At 72.1% G+C, this 14,737-nt stretch carries 15 protein-coding genes; 11 read left to right on the plus strand and 4 right to left on the minus strand.

Annotated features, from left to right (window positions below; genetic code table 11):
• From ACTIFU_RS07680 to dnaE, 9 genes are all read left to right on the plus strand, one after another.
• Positions 1-545, plus strand: a 545-nt coding sequence (locus ACTIFU_RS07680) for a BamA/TamA family outer membrane protein (protein WP_439577716.1), incomplete at its 5' end; no start/stop codon positions are given.
• An 8-nt stretch (positions 546-553) separates the two neighbouring features.
• The gene (locus tag ACTIFU_RS07685; protein ID WP_439577717.1) at positions 554-1,312 is read left to right on the plus strand and encodes an OmpH family outer membrane protein; all 759 of its coding nucleotides are present in this window, start codon (positions 554-556) and stop codon (positions 1,310-1,312) included.
• 7 nt (positions 1,313-1,319) lie between these two features.
• Positions 1,320-2,336: a UDP-3-O-(3-hydroxymyristoyl)glucosamine N-acyltransferase gene (gene lpxD, locus ACTIFU_RS07690; protein ID WP_439577718.1), complete on the plus strand. Its 1,017-nt coding sequence runs from the start codon at positions 1,320-1,322 to the stop codon at positions 2,334-2,336.
• A 65-nt stretch (positions 2,337-2,401) separates the two neighbouring features.
• Positions 2,402-2,833: a 3-hydroxyacyl-ACP dehydratase FabZ gene (gene fabZ / locus ACTIFU_RS07695; RefSeq protein WP_439577751.1), complete on the plus strand. Its 432-nt coding sequence runs from the start codon at positions 2,402-2,404 to the stop codon at positions 2,831-2,833.
• A gap of 4 nt (positions 2,834-2,837) precedes the next feature.
• A complete protein-coding gene (gene lpxA / locus ACTIFU_RS07700) occupies positions 2,838-3,686 on the plus strand; it encodes an acyl-ACP--UDP-N-acetylglucosamine O-acyltransferase (RefSeq protein ID WP_439577719.1) in 849 nt (282 codons plus the stop codon).
• A gap of 3 nt (positions 3,687-3,689) precedes the next feature.
• The gene (locus ACTIFU_RS07705) at positions 3,690-4,517 is read left to right on the plus strand and encodes an LpxI family protein (RefSeq protein ID WP_439577720.1); all 828 of its coding nucleotides are present in this window, start codon (positions 3,690-3,692) and stop codon (positions 4,515-4,517) included.
• A gap of 43 nt (positions 4,518-4,560) precedes the next feature.
• Complete coding sequence (gene gloA / locus ACTIFU_RS07710) at positions 4,561-4,959, plus strand: lactoylglutathione lyase (RefSeq protein ID WP_439577721.1); 399 nt, start codon at positions 4,561-4,563, stop codon at positions 4,957-4,959.
• A gap of 7 nt (positions 4,960-4,966) precedes the next feature.
• Positions 4,967-5,437: a MaoC family dehydratase gene (locus ACTIFU_RS07715; RefSeq protein WP_439577722.1), complete on the plus strand. Its 471-nt coding sequence runs from the start codon at positions 4,967-4,969 to the stop codon at positions 5,435-5,437.
• Positions 5,437-8,853: a DNA polymerase III subunit alpha gene (dnaE, locus tag ACTIFU_RS07720; RefSeq protein WP_439577723.1), complete on the plus strand. Its 3,417-nt coding sequence runs from the start codon at positions 5,437-5,439 to the stop codon at positions 8,851-8,853. The genes ACTIFU_RS07715 and dnaE overlap by 1 nt, the downstream gene beginning before the upstream one ends.
• A gap of 2 nt (positions 8,854-8,855) precedes the next feature.
• Here dnaE and ACTIFU_RS07725 read toward each other — a convergent pair whose 3' ends face one another.
• From ACTIFU_RS07725 to gltX, 4 genes are all read right to left on the minus strand, one after another.
• Positions 8,856-9,770, minus strand: a complete 915-nt coding sequence (locus ACTIFU_RS07725) for a hypothetical protein (protein ID WP_439577724.1) — start codon at positions 9,768-9,770, stop codon at positions 8,856-8,858.
• Between the two features lie 74 nt (positions 9,771-9,844).
• Complete coding sequence (locus ACTIFU_RS07730) at positions 9,845-10,153, minus strand: hypothetical protein (RefSeq protein ID WP_439577725.1); 309 nt, start codon at positions 10,151-10,153, stop codon at positions 9,845-9,847.
• Between the two features lie 86 nt (positions 10,154-10,239).
• On the minus strand, positions 10,240-10,695 hold the full coding sequence (locus ACTIFU_RS07735; RefSeq protein WP_439577726.1) for a DUF3429 domain-containing protein: 456 nt from the start codon (positions 10,693-10,695) through the stop codon (positions 10,240-10,242).
• Positions 10,695-12,092 (minus strand): glutamate--tRNA ligase, encoded by a 1,398-nt coding sequence (gene gltX / locus ACTIFU_RS07740; RefSeq protein ID WP_439577727.1) that lies wholly within the window; start codon positions 12,090-12,092, stop codon positions 10,695-10,697. The genes ACTIFU_RS07735 and gltX overlap by 1 nt, the downstream gene beginning before the upstream one ends.
• Before the next feature lie 74 nt (positions 12,093-12,166).
• On the opposite strand from gltX, the gene ACTIFU_RS07745 reads away from it, so the two are divergent.
• Positions 12,167-14,323, plus strand: a complete 2,157-nt coding sequence (locus ACTIFU_RS07745) for a ComEC/Rec2 family competence protein (protein WP_439577728.1) — start codon at positions 12,167-12,169, stop codon at positions 14,321-14,323.
• 46 nt (positions 14,324-14,369) lie between these two features.
• The gene (locus ACTIFU_RS07750) at positions 14,370-14,735 is read left to right on the plus strand and encodes a hypothetical protein (protein WP_439577729.1); all 366 of its coding nucleotides are present in this window, start codon (positions 14,370-14,372) and stop codon (positions 14,733-14,735) included.
• Positions 14,736-14,737: the final 2 nt, after the last annotated feature.

Below are 14,737 nucleotides of genomic sequence, written 5' to 3' on the forward strand. Positions count from 1 at the left end.
CGGACGTCTCGGGTCTCGGCGGGGATGTCGGGTTCTTCCGCCCGCGGATCGACGGCACCTTCTACCAGCCGCTCTCGCCGCTGCTCGATCTGCAGCGGACCTACACGCTCGTGCTGAGTGCCGGCGTCGGATACCTTGTCCAGTACGGCAAGCGCGAGCGCATCATAGACAATTTCTTCCTCGGCGGAGAGAACCTGCGCGGGTTCCGGCGCGGCGGCGCCGGCCCGCGCGATACAGTCACCGACGACTCCCTCGGCGGACGGCTGATCTGGACCGCCGGCACGGAGCTGCGCTTCCCGATCCCGTTCGTCTCCGACGACCTCGGCATCCAGGGCCGCACCTTCGTCGATGTCGGCGCGCTGAGCCGGCCGGGGTTCTCGGGCGCCAATGTGGTCAGCGACACGAGCCCGCGCGTCGGCGTCGGGATCGGCGTCGGCTGGCGGTCGCCTTTCGGCCTCGTGAACGTTGACCTGGGCTGGGCGGTGGTGAAGAAGAGCTTCGACAAGACCGAGCTTATCCGGTTCGGCTTCGGTACAAGGTTCTGATCATGGTGATGATCCGTTCAGCCCTCGCCTCGCTGGCGCTTGCTGCGATGCTGCCGCTTTCCACCCCGGTCCAGGCCCAACAGCAACAGCAGCAGTGGTTCGTGCCGGGGCAGCAGCAGCAACGCCCGCCCGCGCAGCAGCGCCCGCCGGCCCAGCAACGGCCCGCGGCGCAACGCCCGGCGACGACCGGCCAGGTGGCAGGGCCGACCGAGGCCGGCGCGCCGCAGCTGCCGCCGCTCGACCGGGCGCCGCCGCCGCCGACTGCCGTGATCGGCGTGATCGGTGCGCAGGAGGTGTTCGAGGCCTCGGTCGCGGTACGCGAGGTGCGGGCGACGCTGCAGCGCCGTCTGTCCCGCCTGCAGGAGGACTCCGCACGCGAGCAGCAGCGCTGGCGGGACGCCCAGCAGGCGCTCGCCACCGAGCGCGGCAGGCTCACCGCCGAGCAGCTGCGCGAGAAGGAGCGCGACCTCCAGGAGCAGATCACCAACGGCCAGCGGGTGCTGCGCGAGCGCAATGCTGCGATCCAGGCCGCCGGACAGAAGGCCCTCGCCGAGGTGGAGCGGGTGATGCTCTATGTGATCCGCCAGGTCGCCGAGGCACGCGGGCTGACCATGGTGGTGCAGCGCCAGGCGATCGTGCTCGCGGTCGAGGAGCACGATATCAGCGAGGCGGTCGCCAACCAGCTGAACCGGGCGCTGACCTCGGTACCGCTCGATCCGGATCCCGCCGAGGCGCAGGCGCCGACCCCGCCCGCCCGCCGCAACTGAGCCCGCCGTGACCGGCGACCCCCGGTTCTTTCCGGGCGCCGGCCCGTTCACCGTCGCGCGGCTCGCCGAGGCGGCCGGGGCTGAGCTGGGGGGCGAGGCCGATCCCGGCCGGCCGGTCGCCGGCATCGCGCCGCTCCACGCCGCCGGTCCGGACCGGATCGCGTTCCTCGACAACCGGCGCTACGTGCCGCTTCTGCAGAAGTCGCGGGCGGGAGCCTGCATCCTCGACCCTGCCCATGCGGCGCAGGCGCCGGCTGGCATGGCGCTGCTGCTGACCGGCAAGCCCTATCTCGCCTGGGCGCGGATCGCCGCCCTGTTCCATCCGCCGTTGCCGCCGGTTTCAGGCATCCACGCCTCGGCGACGGTCGCCGCGGACGCGATCCTCGGACCGGGCGTCGCGGTCGGCCCCCGCGCGGCGATCGGTGCGGGGACCGCCATCGGTCCGCTCGCCGTGGTGGGCGAGGGTGTGGTGCTCGGGCGGGACTGCCGGATCGGCGCCGGCGCAGCGGTCAGCCACTGCATCGCCGGCGACCGCGTCGTGCTGCACCCCGGCGCCAAGGTCGGCCAGGAAGGGTTCGGCTTCGCCGAAGGCCCGACCGGATTGGTCACCGTGCCGCAGCTCGGCCGCGTGCTGCTCGGCGACGACGTCGAGATCGGCGCCAACGCCACGGTCGACCGCGGCTCGTCGTCCGACACGGTGGTGGCATCCGGCACGCGCATGGACAACCTGGTGCAGATCGGGCACAACGTCCGCCTCGGTCGGTGTTGTGTGGTCGTCGCCCAGTCGGGCATCTCCGGATCGACAACCCTGGGTGATTTCGTGGTCGTCGCGGCGCAGGCCGGCGTGACCGGGCATCTCCGGATCGGCCGGCGGGCGCGGATCGGCGCGCAGGCCGGGGTGATGGAGGATGTGCCGGACCGCACCGATGTGCTCGGCAGTCCCGCCCGCCCCGCGCGCGAGTTCTGGCGGGCCGTGGCCACACTGTACCGGGCGGCGCGCGAGGGGCGACGCAAGGCGGATTGACGATGGACGGGACGGACGCGGCCGCGACGGCGGAGCCCAAGGCCGACACCAGGCGGATCGAGGCGATGGACATCGCGCGCATCATGCACGCGATTCCGCACCGGTTCCCCTTCCTGCTGGTGGATCGGGTGGTGGAGGTGGTGCCGAACGTGAGCGCCATCGGCATCAAGAACGTCTCGATCAACGAGCACTACTTCCAGGGCCACTTTCCCGCGCACCCAGTGATGCCGGGCGTGCTGATCATCGAGAGCATGGCGCAGACCGCGGCGGTGCTGGTGGTCGAGACGCTGGGTGGTGATGCCGCCGGCAAGCTCGTCTATTTCATGATGGTCGAGAACGCGAAGTTCCGTCGGCCCGTGGTGCCCGGCGATCAGATGCGCATCCATGTCCGCAAGGACCGCAACCGCGGCAATGTCTGGAAGTTCTCGGCCGAGGCCAAGGTTGACGGACAGGTCGTGGCCGAGTCCAGCTTCGCCGCGATGATCCTGGACCGCTGAAGCGATGCCCGACATCCATTCGACGGCGCAGGTCGCGCCCGGCGCGCGGCTCGCTGAGGGCGTGCGGATCGGCCCGTATGCCGTGATCGGCGCGGACGTCACGATCGGCGAGGGCACCGAGATCGGGTCGCATGTGGTGATCGAGGGTGACACCACGCTGGCGCCCGGCGTGCGGGTGATGCCCTTCGCCACGATCGGCCTGCCGCCGCAGGACGTGAAGTACCGGGGCGAACGGACGCGGGTCGAGATCGGACCGCGCACGCTGGTGCGCGAGCACGCGACCATACATCGCGGCAGCGTCGGCGGCGGGCTCACGCGCATCGGCGCGGACTGCATGATCATGTGCGTCGCCCACGTGGCGCATGATTGCGACCTCGGCGACGGCGTGATCGTCGCCAACAACGTGATGTTCGGCGGCCACGTGAAGGTCGGCGATGCCGCCTATATCGGCGGCGGCGCGGCGATCCACCAGTTCGTGCGCATCGGCCGCAACGCCGCTGTCGGCGGCATGAGCGGTGTCGAGGGCGACGTGATCCCGTTCGGCCTGGTGATGGGCAACCGCGCGCGCCTGAGCGGGCTCAATCTGGTGGGACTCAAGCGCCGCGGCTTCCTGCGGGCCGACATCAACGCGCTGCGCGCCGCGTTCCGGCTGCTGTTTCGTGACGAGAACGGCACCTTCGCGCTGCGGGTCGCCGAGGCGGCGCGCCGCCATGCGGCCGACGCGCTGGTGCAGGAGGTGATCGGCTTCATGCGCGCCGGCGGCAGGCGCCCGCTCTGCCGCGCCGCCGGTCCGGCCGAGCTCGATCTCGGCGAGGAGGCCGAGACCAACGGGGCGGTCGAGACCGCCGCCTGATCCGTGACCGGGGCCCCGCTCGGGATCATCGCCGGCGGCGGGGCTGTCCCCGCGCAGCTGGCCGCCGCCGTGACCGCCACCGGCCGGCCCGTGTTCGTGCTGGCACTCGAGGGCCACGCCGACCGTGCCGCGCTTGCACCATTCCCCCATGCAACCATCCGGCTCGGCGCGGTCGGCGAAGGGCTTCGGCATCTGCGCGCGCACGGCGTCACCGATCTCGTGCTGATCGGCACGGTGCGCCGGCCCTCGCTGCTCACGCTGATGCCCGATGCGGAGGGCGCGAAGCTGATCGGAAGGATCGGCCGCGCCGCCTTCGCCGGCGATGACGGGCTGCTGTCGGCGATCGTGCGCGTGCTCGAGGAGGAGGGATTCCGCGTGCACGGCGCCCACGCCGTGATGGCGGGACTGACCGCGCCCGAAGGCGTGCTGACCGCGCGCGCGCCAAGCCCCGCCGACGAGGCCGACATCCTGCGCGGCGCCGCGGTGTGCCGCCTGCTCGGCGAGGCCGATATCGGCCAGGCGGTGGTGGTGCAGCAGGGGCTGGTGCTCGGCGTCGAGGCGATCGAGGGCACCGACGCACTGCTCGCGCGCTGCGGCAAGCTGCGCCGCGAGGGTCCGGGCGGCGTGCTGGTCAAGCGCGCCAAGCCCGGCCAGGAGCTGCGCGCGGACCTGCCGACGATCGGCGTGCGCACCGTCGAGGGCGCGGCCGCGGCTGGGCTCTCCGGCATCGCGGTCGAGGCCGAGCGCACGCTGATGCCCGACCGTGCCGCGACCATCGCGGCGGCCGATGCGCGCGGGCTCTTTCTTGTCGCCCGCCGCTTCACGCCCTGAGCGCGTCCGCCTACTCTGCCGGCCTCATCCGAGGAGGGACTCCATGAGCGACGGCCGTTTCCTGCACACCATGATCCGGGTCGGCGATCTCGACCGCAGTGTGAAGTTCTACACCGAGCTGCTGGGCATGAAGGAGCTGCGCCGGCGCGACGTGCCGGACGGCAAGTACACGCTCGCCTTCGTCGGCTACGGCGACGAGTCTTCGAACGCCGTGATCGAGCTCACCTACAACTACGGCGTCGAGACGTACGAGCTCGGCAACGGCTTCGGCCATCTCGCGATCGGCGTGCCGGACATCAAGGATGCGGTCGAGAAGGTGCGCGCTTCCGGCGGCAAGGTCACCCGCGAGCCGGGGCCGGTCAAGTTCGGCACCACCGTCATCGCCTTCGTCGAGGACCCGGACGGCTACAAGATCGAGCTGATCGAGCGCAAGCCGTCCTGAGGCGGCGATGGACCCGCGCGACCGCTGGTTCGAGGACTACCGCGAAGGCGAGACGATCGGGTTCGGCGACCGCACGGTCACGGCCGAGGAGATCATCGCCTTCGCGCGCGAGTACGATCCGCAAGCGTTCCATCTGAGCGAGGAGGGCGGGCGCGCCACACCCTATGGCGGGCTGATCGCCTCAGGCTGGCACACCGCGTCCATGACCATGCGGATGCTGGTCGATCACGTGCTGTCGCGCCATGGCCTCGGCTCACCCGGGCTGGACGAACTGCGCTGGCTCGCCCCGGTCCGGCCGGACGACCGGCTCTCCTGCCGCGTCACCGTGCTGGAGGCGCGGCGGTCGCGCTCGAAGCCGGATCGCGGCATCATCCGGCAGAAGGTCGAGACCTACAACCAGAAGGGGGAGCAGGTTCTGTCCTGGACCGCGGCAGGGCTGGTCCGCTGCCGTACCCCGGCGCCGGACATCGCCGGCTGATGGCGTTCGTCCACCTGCGCGTCCATTCCGCCTATTCGCTGTCGGAGGGCGCGATCAAGCTGGAGGCGCTGCCCGCACTCGCGGCCCAGTCGGGCATGCCGGCGGTGGCGCTGACCGACACCAACAACCTGTTCGGTGCGCTCGAGTTCTCCTCCGCCTGCACCAAGTCCGGCATCCAGCCGATCCTCGGCATCGAGCTCGCCCTCGCTCGCGAGGGAGCGGAGGCGACGTCTCTGCACACCGATCCCGTGGTGCTGCTCGCGAAGGACGAGGCAGGGCTTGCCAACCTGATGCGGCTCGCCACGTGCGCGCATCTCGATCCCGCGCCGGGTAGCCCTCCGCACGTGCCGGTCGCGACGCTGCTGGATCACGCGGACGGACTGCTGCTGCTCACCGGGGGGACACGCGGCCCGCTTGCGCGGCTGCTGCTCGACGGCCAGGAGGCGGCGGCGCGGCACTGGCTCGACCGCCTCGCGCACCGCTTCGGCGACCGGCTCTGCATCGAGCTGCACCGCCACGGCATGGCCGAGGAGCGGGTGGTCGAGCCGGCGATGCTGGCCCTCGCCGATGCGCTCGGCCTGCCGGTCGTCGCGACCAACGACTGCTTCTTCGCCACGCCTGCAATGCATGAGGCGCACGACGCGCTGCTCTGCATCGCCGACCGCCGGCTGCTCTCCGAGGAGGACCGCCGCCGCGTCACGCCCGAGCACTGGTTCAAGGACGAGCCGGCGATGCGTGCCGCCTTCGCCGACCTGCCAGAAGCCTGCGACAACACGGTGGCTCTCGCGCGCCGCTCGGCGGTGATGGCGCGGCCGCGCGACCCGCTGCTGCCGGTCAGTCCCAAGGTCGCGCCCGGCCGCACGGAGGCCGAAACCGTCCGGGCGATGGCCGAGGCCGGGCTCGCGCGACGGCTCGCAGCACTCGGCGTGGACGAGGCAGGTGCGACGCCGTACCGCGAACGGCTCGACTACGAGCTCGGCGTCATCGAGGCGATGGGCTTCGCCGGCTACTTCCTGATCGTCGCCGACTTCATCCAGTGGGCGAAGGCGCAGGGGATTCCGGTCGGGCCCGGTCGCGGCTCGGGCGCCGGTTCGGTCGCGGCCTGGGCGCTCGCGATCACCGATCTCGATCCGACCCGGTTCGGTCTGCTGTTCGAGCGCTTCCTTAACCCCGAACGCGTCTCGATGCCCGACTTCGACATCGACTTCTGCCAGGACCGGCGCGACGAGGTGATCGCCTATGTTCGGCGCGAATACGGCGCCGATCGCGTCGCGCAGATCATCACCTTCGGCAAGCTCCAGGCGCGCGCGGTGGTGCGCGATGTCGGCCGCGTGCTCGGCCTGCCCTTCGGCCTGGTGAACAGGATCGCCGAGCTGATCCCCAACAACCCGGCCAAGCCCGTCACCCTCGCGCAGGCGATCGAGGGCGATCCGATGCTGCGCGCGCTGCGCGACGAGGATGAGCAGGTGGCGCGGCTGATGGAGATCGCGCTGCAGCTCGAGGGCCTGTACCGGCACGCCTCGACGCACGCCGCCGGCGTGGTGATCGGCGACCGGCCGCTGATCGAGCTCATCCCGCTCTACCGCGATCCGCGCTCGGAGATGCTGGTCACGCAGTACTCGATGAAGCATGTCGAGCAGGCGGGGCTGGTGAAGTTCGACTTCCTCGGCCTGACCACGCTCACGATCCTGAGGCGCGCGCATGACCTGCTGGCGAGCCTCGGCATCGAGGTCGACCTCGACCGGCTGCCGCTCGACGACACGCGCACCTACGCGATGCTCCAGCACGGTGACGCAGCCGGCGTGTTCCAGTTCGAGAGTCAGGGCATGCGCGACGTGCTGCGCCAGATGCGCCCTGACCGGTTCGAGGACCTGATCGCCGCGGTGGCGCTCTACCGCCCGGGTCCGATGGCGAACATCCCGGCCTATTGCGCACGCAAGCACGGCGAGCCCTGGCAGCCGCCGCACGAGGCGATCCACGACATCCTGGCCGAGACCTACGGCATCATGGTCTACCAGGAGCAGGTGATGCAGATCGCCCAGGTGCTCGCCGGCTACTCGCTCGGCGGGGCGGATCTGCTGCGCCGCGCGATGGGCAAGAAGATCCGCGCCGAGATGGAGAAGCAGCGCGCCGTGTTCACCGAAGGCGCGGTCGCGCGCGGCATCGAACCCGCCAAGGCTGCCGAGATCTTCGACCTGATGGAGAAGTTCGCCGATTACGGCTTCAACAAGAGCCACGCTGCGGCGTATGCGCTGGTCGCCTACCAGACCGCATGGGTGAAGGCGAACCATCCGGCTGTGTTCCTTGCCGCCTCGATGTCGCTCGCGATCGCCAACACCGACAAGCTTGCCAGCCTGAAGTCCGAGGCCGAGCGGATGGGCATCGAGGTGCTGCCGCCCGATGTGAACGCTTCGGACGCCGACTTCCAGATCGAGCGCGGCACGGATGGCGGCCTGCGCATCCGTTACGCGCTGGCAGCCGTGAAGAAGGTGGGCAAGGCGGCGATGCAGGGCGTGGTGGCCGAGCGCCAGCGCGGTGGGCCGTTCCGCTCGATCGCGGATTTCGCCGCGCGCGTCGATCCGAGGCTCGTGAACCGGATGCAGATCGAGTATCTCGCGCGCGCCGGCGCCTTCGACAGCATCGAGCCGAACCGCCGTCGCGTCGCCGAGGGGGCGGAGGCGGTCATCAGGCGTGCGGCCGCGTCGTCGGAGGATCGCGCAAGCCACCAGATCGGCCTGTTCGGCGGCAACGGCCCGGAACCCCTGCGTCTGCCCGAGGTGCCCGACTGGCCGATCATGGAACGGCTGGCGCACGAGGGCGAAGCGGTCGGCTTTCACCTCACCCGGCATCCGCTGGATGCGTATCGCGCGGCGCTGCGCCGGCTCGGCGTCGTGCCGTCCTCGGCGATCGCCGCGCGCGCGGCCGCGGGCGGCGGACGGTTGAGGCTCGCGGGCTCCGTGGTGGCGGCGAAGGAGCGGCCGACGCGCACCGGCTCGAAGATGTGCTGGCTCCGGCTCTCGGATGCCTCGGGCAGCTACGAGGTGACGCTGTTCAGCGAGGTGCTGAGCCGCGTGCGTCCGCTGCTGGTCGCCGGCGAGCGGCTGCTGGTCACGGCGGATGCGCGCGCCGAGGGCGAGGCGGTGCGGCTCACCGCGGTCGATGCCGAGAAGCTCGACCCGGCGGTGGCGGCCGCCGGCACCGGGCTCAAGGCCTGGCTCGCGGACACGGCGGCGATCGCGCCGATCAAGGCGCTGCTGGGCGCGGCCGGGCGCGGGCGCGGCCGGGTGATCCTCGCGCCCCGCCTGCCGGCCGGGCAGGAGATCGAGGTCGCGCTGCCGGGAGGGTTCGCGGTGTCGCCGGCGCTGGTGCCGGCGATCGCAGCCCTGCCGGGCGTGCTCAGGGTCGAGGAGGTGTAGCGCTACCGGGCGTCGAGCAGCTCGGCGATCGCGATCCCGGCCTCACCGGCGACTGCGTAGAGCAGATAGAGCCGTCCATCCTCCTCGAAGACCGCCGGATCGCGGAGCTGGTTCACCCGGTGGTTGATGGCGCCGCGGAACGACGGCTCGATCGGCAGACCGGCCCCCTCCCAGTCCAGCTCGGGACGCAGCAGCGCGGCGGCGGCGCCCGCGGTCCAGCCGGTCCAGTCGCCGTCAAGGTCGATCGTCGAGACCAGGATGTGCTCCGGCGCGTCGCCGACGCGGGTCCAGAACACGAACAGCGTGTCGGCGCGCCTGAGCAGCGCGGTGTGGCGCTGGGTCGGTTCGAACAGGGTCGGGCCGCGCTCGAAGCCGGTCAGCCCGTCGGCGGAGCGGAACAGGATCCCGGGCATCGCCAGCGCATAGGTCCAGCCGCGATGACGGAAGGCGCGGAAGTAGGACGGGCCCAGCAGCTCGGGCAGGGCGCTGAAGTGCAGCCCGTCCGGCGAGAGCGCGACGCGGGTCCGCTGGCTGCGATAGCCCGCGAGGCCGTGGAAATACATCACGATCCGTCGGTTCACCGCGTCGACATGGATATCGGGCGAGGCGATATGCGGAGTTACGGCGTCCTCCGCGCCGGTCGGGATGCCGTGGGTACCGGGCGGCGGCTGGCCCGGAAGGGAGGCGGGCGCATCGGACGGAGCGTCGTCGGGCAGCGGCTCGGTCGGGAACAGCGACTCCGCGAGGTCGAGCGCGCCCGGCGGGTGGATGCGCCACGGTCCCTCGATCGCGTCGCTGAACGCGAGCCGGATGTAGCGCCCCTTGTGGTCGGCGAAGTAGAGGTAGTAGCGGCCGAGCCGGTTCCGCACCCAGTCGGGCACGCGGATCAGCGACGGGCCCTGGATGTTCGCGCCCATCCGCGCGTCCATGCCAGGCCGGATGATCGGGTTCCCGGGCAGGCGCCGCACGCGCCAGGGCACGGACACGGGCGTCAGCGCGCCCGGGCGAGCACCCGGTCGGCCCAGGCTTCCAGATCGCGGGCGGACTGGTTCACGGTGCCGACCTGGCGATGCAGCGCACCGAGCCGGGTCGACAGCCCCACCGCGCCGCCCTCCAGTGCATGCACCGCTGCCCCGAGCTGGCCAAGGCTCTCCCTGAACCCGGTCATGGCCGCGCGCTGTTCGGCGAGCGCCGCCTCCAGCGAGTCCAGCGCAGCCGTCAACCGGTCGCTCCCGCCATCGCGCGTGCGGATGCGTTCGAGCGGAAACGGAATGACCTGCCCCGTGCTGTCCTGCTGCATCGATCCGCTCCCCCGTGACGCTTCGATGGTTAATGAGACGTTAAGCGCGGGGGCAAATCAATCCCCGCGTGTGTATGCAGGTCGGGTCATCCCAACAGCAGCCCCATCAGCGTCGCCGAGAGGATCACGACAACGGCCAAGGTCAGCAGCCGCCGGAGCCAGAGATAGCGCGACGGCACGAGCCCCTCGCGGCCGCCGCTCTCCTCCGCCGCCCAGACGCCGAGGAACCCGGCGATCAGCACCGTCAGCCCCGCCCAGGCCGGCAGCAGCAGTGCGCCCCAGCCGACCAGCGCCGGTACCACACCAAGGGTAAGGCGCGTGCGCGCGTGCCGTGTCTCCGCCTCGGCCGTAGCGGCCAGCGCCAGCCCCCAGTGCACCGCACCGAGGAAGGCGAGGATTACCGCGCCGTAGGCGATCAGCGCGGCGAGCGCGAGGCCGCGCCAGGAGTCAGGGCCGATGAACGCGCCGGCGGCGCAGGCGGCGAAGGGGATCAGGCCGCCGAGGCCGAGCCAGAAGGTGGGGAACGGGAGCCCGCGCGCCATCACCCGGAGACCGCAGCGATTCGGCGGAGGGTCTCGTCGCGGCCGAGCGCGGCGGCGACGTCGAACACCGGCGGCGAGGTGGTCGAGCCCGTGAGTGCTGCCCGCAGCGGCATGGCGAGATCCTTCAACTTCAGCACCTTGGCCTCCGCATGCGCACGGGTCGCGGCTTCGAGGGCGTCGGGCTCCCACGCGATCCCGTTCCATGCGCTGGCCAACTCGCGGAGTGCAATCCGCGCCTCCGGCGTCAGCAGGCCCTCCGCCTTCGGCTCCATCGGCAGGGGCACCGTGCGGACGAGGAATGCTGCGGAACCCGTCAGGTCCTCCAGGGTTCGGGCACGCTCCTTGAGGCCGGGCATGAGCTTTGCGATGCGCGCGGCGGTGATCGCGCCGACCGCGCCCTCGGTGCGGTGCGCCAGCCGCTCCAGCACCAGCCTGGTCAGCCGGTCGTCGTCCGCACGGCGGAGCCAGATGCCGTTGAGGTGCGCGAGCTTCTGGTAGTCGAAGCGCGCCGCGGCGCGGCCGACATCGGCGAGGTCGAAGATGCGCGTGGCCTCGTCCAGCCCGATCACCTCGATGTCGCCGTGGCCCCAGCCGAGCCGCAGCAGGTAATTGGCCACAGCCTCGGGCAGATACCCCTGGTCGCGGAAGTCGAGCACCGAGACGGCGCCGTGGCGCTTGGAGAGCTTGGCGCCGTCCTGACCGTGGATCAGCGGGATGTGCGCGAAGGCGGGGCGCGTCCAGCCCATCGCGTCATAGACCTGGCACTGGCGGAAGGTGTTGGTCAGGTGGTCGTCGCCGCGGATCACATGGGTGATGCCCATGTCGTGGTCGTCCACCACCACGGCGTGGAGGTAGGTCGGCCGCCCATCCGAGCGCAGGATGATCATGTCGTCGAGCTCGGCATTCGCGACGCGCACGGTGCCCTGGACAAAATCATCCACCACCGTCTCGCCCTCGCGTGGCGCTTTCAGCCGGATCGCTCCGGGCACCCCGGGCGGCGCCTCGGCGGGGTCGCGCTCCCGCCAGGTCCCGTCGTAGCGCGGCGGACGGCCTTCGGCGGCCGCGCGCTCGCGCATCGCCTGAAGCGCCTCGGGCGTCTCGTAGGCATAGTAGGCGCGCCCCATCGCCACGAGCTGGCGCGCGACCTCGGCATGGCGCTGCTGGCGCGCGCGCTGCGACACCGGCGCCTCGTCGGGCGGGATGCCCAGCCAGGCGAGGCTGTCGATGATCTGCTCGACCGCGCCCGGCACCTCGCGCGCGGTGTCGGTGTCCTCGATCCGCAGCAGGTAGCGCCCGCCATGGCGGCGCGCGAACAGCCAGTTGTAGAGCGCGGTGCGCGCGCCGCCGATGTGCAGGAAGCCTGTGGGCGAGGGGGCGAAGCGGGTGACGACGGACATCGGGTCTCCTCCGGGCGCGGTCGCTTAGCACGCAGCCGGGGCGGCTGTAGAGTGCGCGTCATGGTTGCAGTCCCATGAGCACCGTCGCGCTCGCCCGGTTCGGGGTGCTCGACCGCGCCGGGCTGCACGACCGTATCGCTGCCGCGACGATCGGGCTGGCCGCGGGCGAGCGCCCACGCCTGCTCCTCTGGCTGCCGGTGGCGATGGCGGTTGGTGTGGCGGCGTATTTCGCGCTGCGCGCCGAACCGTCGCTGTGGGTCGGAGCGCTGGGGCTTGCGGCAGGACTGGCGGCGGTGACCGTGTGCCACCGCGCGCGACGCGGCCTGCCGGCCGCGATCGCCGTGCTCGCCGTTGCGGTCGGGTTCACGGCGGCGCACCTCCGCACCGCCACGATGCCGCCGGCGATCCACGAACTGCCGTTCCGCGCCCTTGTGGCCGAGGGCACGGTCGCCTCTGTCGACGTGCTGCCGGACGGGCGGCGGGTCCGCCTGACCTCGGTCCAGCTCCTGTCCGACATGCCGCCGTTGCCGCGCGACATTCGCCTGCGCCTCGCCGCCGGCGACGCGACGCCGCTGATGCCGGGCGACCGCGTGCGGCTGCGCGGCCTGATCCGCCCGCCCGCGCCGCCGGCCGCACCGGGCGCGTTCGACTTCCAGCGCATCGCCTTCTTCGATCGGCTCGGCGCGGTGGGTTTCGCCCTGGGGCCGGTGGAGATGCTCGCCCCCGCCGTCGCCTCCTCGGCGGGCCAGCGTCTGGCGGCGCTGCGCCAGAGCGTGGTCGCGCGCACGCTCGCCGCCGTGCCGGGCACCGAGGGCGCGGTCGCGGCTGCGCTGCTCACCGGACAGCGCGGCGCGATCCCGGCCGGAGAGCTCGCGCGCATCCGCGACTCCGGGCTCGCGCATCTGCTTGCGGTCTCGGGGCTGCATGTCGGCATCGTCGCTGCGCTGGGCTTCCTGCTGGTGCGGCTGGTGCTCGGCCTCTGGCCCTGGGCGCTGCTCCACCTGCACGTGAAGAAGATCGCGGCAGTCGCTGGAATCATTGGAGGTCTCGGCTACATGCTGCTGACCGGCAGCCAGGTGCCGATGCAGCGCGCGATCGCGATGGCGGCGCTGTTCGCGCTCGCCGTCGTCCTGGACCGCACGGGGATCGGACTGCGCGCGCTCGCGCTTGCCGGCTGTGCGGTGCTGCTGATGCAGCCGGAGGCGCTACTCGGGCCGTCCTTCCAGATGAGCTTCGCCGCGGTGCTCGCGCTGATCGCTGCCTGGGAGGCCGTGCGCGGCACCTGGCTGTCGCCGAGCGGGCACCGTACGCTGCTGGTGCGCGCGGGGTACGCGGTGCTGGCGCTCGCCTTCACCTCGCTGGTGGCCTCGGCCGCGACCGCGCCGTTCGCCGCGTTCCACTTCCAGCGCGTGCAGGTCTACGGGATCGCGGCGAACGCGGTCGCCGTGCCGCTGACCTCGGTCTGGGTGATGCCCTGGGGGATGGCGGCGCTGGCGCTGATGCCGTTCGGGCTGGAGGCAGTGGCGCTCCGGCCGATGGCGCTCGGCATCAGCGGGATCCTGGCGGTGGCTCGCGAGGTGGCGTCCTGGCCGGGTGCTGCGCCACAGCTGCCGGCGATGCCGGGCTGGGGCGTCGCCGCCTGCGGGCTCGGGCTGTGCTGGCTTTGCCTCTGGCGGACACGGCTGCGCCTGTTCGGCATGCTGCCGCTCGCGGTGGGGCTTGCCTCACCTTGGCTCGTCCGTCCGCCGGACATTCTGGTTTCGCCCGACGCACGGCTGATCGCGATCCGCGCTGAGGGGGCGCTCCACGTGCAGAGCCTGCCCGGTGCCAGCCGGTTCGTGCGCGGCATCTGGGACGAGCGTTCGGGCGGGCTCCCCTTTGTGCCACTGCCGCCGGCCGGCGTGCCGGCGCAGGCGATCGACTGCACGCCGGGCGCCTGCCCGATCGGCGGGGGGGCGGTGCTGCTGCGCGGCGACCCGCCGGGACGCTGGTGCGGCCGCGTCGCGGTGGTGATCTCCGCCGAGCCGGTGCGGGCGCGCTGCGGCGGCTCGACAGTGATCGACCGGTTCTCGGTCTGGCGCGACGGCGCGCACGCGGTCTGGCTCGGCGATCAGCCCGCGGTCCTGTCGGATCGCGCCTGGCGCGGCGAGCGCCCTTGGGTCGCGCCCGTGCCGCGCACCCGCGCCCAGCGCGAGGCCGATGCCCTGCCGCCGGCGCCGCGCGACGAGTAACCCTTCCTCAACACGCGCCGTGCATGATCAGCGTCGGAGAAGACCGATGCCCCCGATCGCCGACACCGATCCCGGCTGGTACCGCGCCCAGAAGCGGCTTCTGGACGAGGTCGAGCACGGCGTGCGCGAGGCCAACCGCGCGGTCATTGGCCAGCGTGTTCCGGAACTTACCCGCGACTCGTTTCTCCGCCTTGCCACCGTGGTGGCGCGCCTGCGCGCCGAGTATCTCGCCGCGGCCCTGTTGCTCGGCAAGGAGACGCGCGGTGCCGTCACGGGCGAGGAGGTCTCGCGACTCTCGACGCTGCGCAGCGCCTATGACGAGGCGCGGATGGCGTTCGAGGCGCTCGAACGCGCGGTCAGCCGCGGCTATGTCGACATCGCCGATCCGCGGCTGGCGCGCACGCCGTTCTGACG

The organism is Elioraea sp. (assembly GCF_051860475.1).
GTDB lineage: Bacteria > Pseudomonadota > Alphaproteobacteria > Acetobacterales > Acetobacteraceae > Elioraea.

Coding starts and splice junctions, on each gene's coding strand:
- ACTIFU_RS07730 (WP_439577725.1), bottom strand. CDS start 10,153: ATGCAGCAGGACAGCACGGGGCAGGTCATTCCGTTTCCGCTCGAACGC.
- ACTIFU_RS07685 (WP_439577717.1), top strand. CDS start 554: ATGATCCGTTCAGCCCTCGCCTCGCTGGCGCTTGCTGCGATGCTGCCG.
- ACTIFU_RS07735 (WP_439577726.1), bottom strand. CDS start 10,695: ATGGCGCGCGGGCTCCCGTTCCCCACCTTCTGGCTCGGCCTCGGCGGC.
- ACTIFU_RS07725 (WP_439577724.1), bottom strand. CDS start 9,770: ATGGGCGCGAACATCCAGGGCCCGTCGCTGATCCGCGTGCCCGACTGG.
- ACTIFU_RS07715 (WP_439577722.1), top strand. CDS start 4,967: ATGGACCCGCGCGACCGCTGGTTCGAGGACTACCGCGAAGGCGAGACG.
- fabZ (WP_439577751.1), top strand. CDS start 2,402: ATGGACATCGCGCGCATCATGCACGCGATTCCGCACCGGTTCCCCTTC.
- ACTIFU_RS07745 (WP_439577728.1), top strand. CDS start 12,167: ATGAGCACCGTCGCGCTCGCCCGGTTCGGGGTGCTCGACCGCGCCGGG.
- gloA (WP_439577721.1), top strand. CDS start 4,561: ATGAGCGACGGCCGTTTCCTGCACACCATGATCCGGGTCGGCGATCTC.
- gltX (WP_439577727.1), bottom strand. CDS start 12,092: ATGTCCGTCGTCACCCGCTTCGCCCCCTCGCCCACAGGCTTCCTGCAC.
- lpxA (WP_439577719.1), top strand. CDS start 2,838: ATGCCCGACATCCATTCGACGGCGCAGGTCGCGCCCGGCGCGCGGCTC.
- ACTIFU_RS07750 (WP_439577729.1), top strand. CDS start 14,370: ATGCCCCCGATCGCCGACACCGATCCCGGCTGGTACCGCGCCCAGAAG.
- dnaE (WP_439577723.1), top strand. CDS start 5,437: ATGGCGTTCGTCCACCTGCGCGTCCATTCCGCCTATTCGCTGTCGGAG.